The sequence below is a fragment of the Streptomyces sp. NPDC012935 genome (assembly GCF_042900345.1).
Lineage (GTDB): Bacteria > Actinomycetota > Actinomycetes > Streptomycetales > Streptomycetaceae > Streptomyces.
This window is the reverse complement of sequence record NZ_JBIBBC010000053.1, coordinates 1-1,949: the sequence shown is the minus strand read 5'-3', so window position 1 is coordinate 1,949 and position 1,949 is coordinate 1. Positions and strand designations below refer to the sequence as shown.

3 protein-coding genes are annotated in these 1,949 nt (G+C 71.2%); 2 read left to right on the top strand and 1 reads right to left on the bottom strand.

Annotated elements, in window-relative coordinates:
- A partial coding sequence (mutM, locus tag ACFY5C_RS41335) for a bifunctional DNA-formamidopyrimidine glycosylase/DNA-(apurinic or apyrimidinic site) lyase (protein WP_389455222.1) occupies positions 1 to 763 on the top strand: 763 nt, incomplete at its 5' end.
- Here mutM and ACFY5C_RS41330 read toward each other — a convergent pair.
- Complete coding sequence (locus ACFY5C_RS41330; protein ID WP_062666667.1) at positions 736 to 1,137, bottom strand: helix-turn-helix domain-containing protein; 402 nt, start codon at positions 1,135 to 1,137, stop codon at positions 736 to 738. The two genes, mutM and ACFY5C_RS41330, sit on opposite strands and share 28 nt — an antisense overlap.
- A 138-nt stretch (positions 1,138 to 1,275) precedes the next feature.
- Between ACFY5C_RS41330 and ACFY5C_RS41325 the strand changes: the two genes are divergently transcribed.
- Entirely contained in the window at positions 1,276 to 1,863 is a 588-nt protein-coding gene (locus tag ACFY5C_RS41325; protein ID WP_389455220.1) for a flavodoxin family protein, read from the top strand.
- The last annotated feature ends 86 nt before the right edge of the window (positions 1,864 to 1,949 follow it).

Below are 1,949 nucleotides of genomic sequence, written 5' to 3'. Positions count from 1 at the left end.
CGTGCGCCGGCACGTCGCGGGCGCCGACGACTTCGCGCACCGCCTGAAGGGCCACCGCGTCGGTGTCCCCAGCCGGCGCGGCAAGTACCTGTGGCTGCCCCTGTCCGACACCGGCCAGGCGGTCCTGGCGCACCTCGGCATGAGCGGCCAGCTCCTGGTGCAGCCGCACACGGCTCCCGCGGAGAAGCACCTGCGCATCCGGGTGCGCTTCGCCGACGCCCTCGGCACCGAACTCCGCTTCGTCGACCAGCGGACCTTCGGCGGCCTTTCGCTGCACGACACCACCCCCGACGGCCTGCCCGACGTCATCGCGCACATCGCCCGCGATCCCCTGGACCCGCTCTTCGACGACGAGGCGTTCCACCAGGCGCTGCGGCGCCGGCGCACCACCGTCAAGCGGGCCCTGCTCGACCAGTCGCTGATCAGCGGGGTCGGCAACATCTACGCGGACGAGGCCCTGTGGCGCGCCCGCCTGCACTACGACCGCCCGACGGCGACGCTCACCCGGCCGCGCACGATGGAGCTGCTGGGCCACGCGCGGGACGTGATGAACGCCGCCCTGGCGGTCGGCGGCACCAGCTTCGACAGCCTCTACGTGAACGTCAACGGCGAGTCCGGCTACTTCGACCGCTCGCTCGACGCGTACGGCCGTGAGGGCCTGCCGTGCAAGCGCTGCGGCACACCCATGCGGCGCCGGCCCTGGATGAACCGGTCCAGCTACTTCTGCCCGAAGTGTCAGAGGGTGCCGCGCGTCTCGTCGTAGTGCCGCCGTGCCGTGAGCACGTCGTCCATCTGCCCCTCCACGAACTGGATGAGGCTCATCAGCCGCTCGGCCACCCCGCGGCCCAGCGGAGTCAGCTCGTAGTCCACGCGCGGTGGGTTCGTCGGCTGCGCGTCCCGGTGCACCAGGCCGTCGCGCTCCAGCGCGTGCAGCGTCTGGGACAGCATCTTCTCGCTGACGCCGTCGACCCTGCGCCGCAGCTCGTTGAACCGCAGCGACCCCTCGTACAGGGCGCCCAGCGTGAGTCCGCCCCACCGTCCCGTGACGTGCTCCAGCGTGCCGCGCGAGGGACACGTCCTGGCGAACACGTTGTACGGAAGCTGCTGCTCCGCCGTGCGGTCCTGGGTGCTCTCCATACGCACAGCGTACTCGCATACAGCGCTGTCGCGGCGCTTGCGCTTTCTAATAGTTAGTGCTTTCCTCTGGTTACTGCCACCGGCGGCACGTCATCGCCGTTCGGTCCCTCCGCCGTCTCCCACACCCAGGAGTGCCCTGTGACCACCCCTGTCGTTTCCATCGCCTACCACTCCGGCTTCGGCCACACCGCCGTCGTCGCCGAGGCCGTGCGCACCGGTGCCGCCGAGGCCGGGGCCGAGGTGCACCTGATCAAGGTGGACGAGATCACGGAGGAGCAGTGGACCCTCCTCGACCGCTCCGACGCGATCGTCTTCGGCTCGCCGACCTACATGGGCACCGCGTCCGGCGCCTTCCACACCTTCGCGGAGGCCACCTCCAAGCGCTGGGCCGCGCAGGCATGGAAGGACAAGCTGGCGGCCGGCTTCACCAACTCCGGCTCCAAGAGCGGCGACAAGCCGCACACCCTCCAGTTCTTCCAGATCCTCGCCGGGCAGCTCGGCATGCACTGGATCAACCTCGGACTGCTCCCGGGCTGGAACCACAGCACCGCCTCCGAGAACGACCTCAACCGCCTCGGCGTCTTCGCCGGCGCCGCCGCCCAGACCGACGTCGACGCGGCCCCGGACGCCGTTCACAAGGCCGACGTGGCGACGGCGGAACACTTGGGCCGCAGGGTGGCGGAGACGGCGAGGACGTTCGCCTTGGGGCGCGCGGCGGCGGCCTGACGGTCCCGAAATCCGCGCGCACCCGTGCCGGAGCCCGCAGTTGCGCGACCCCACCGAGCCGGCCGGTGAGGTCATGGCCGGGGGCC

What these genes read in the sequence shown, in the direction of transcription:
- ACFY5C_RS41330 (WP_062666667.1), bottom strand. Translation starts at nt 1,137, where the DNA reads ATGGAGAGCACCCAGGACCGCACGGCGGAGCAGCAGCTTCCGTACAAC.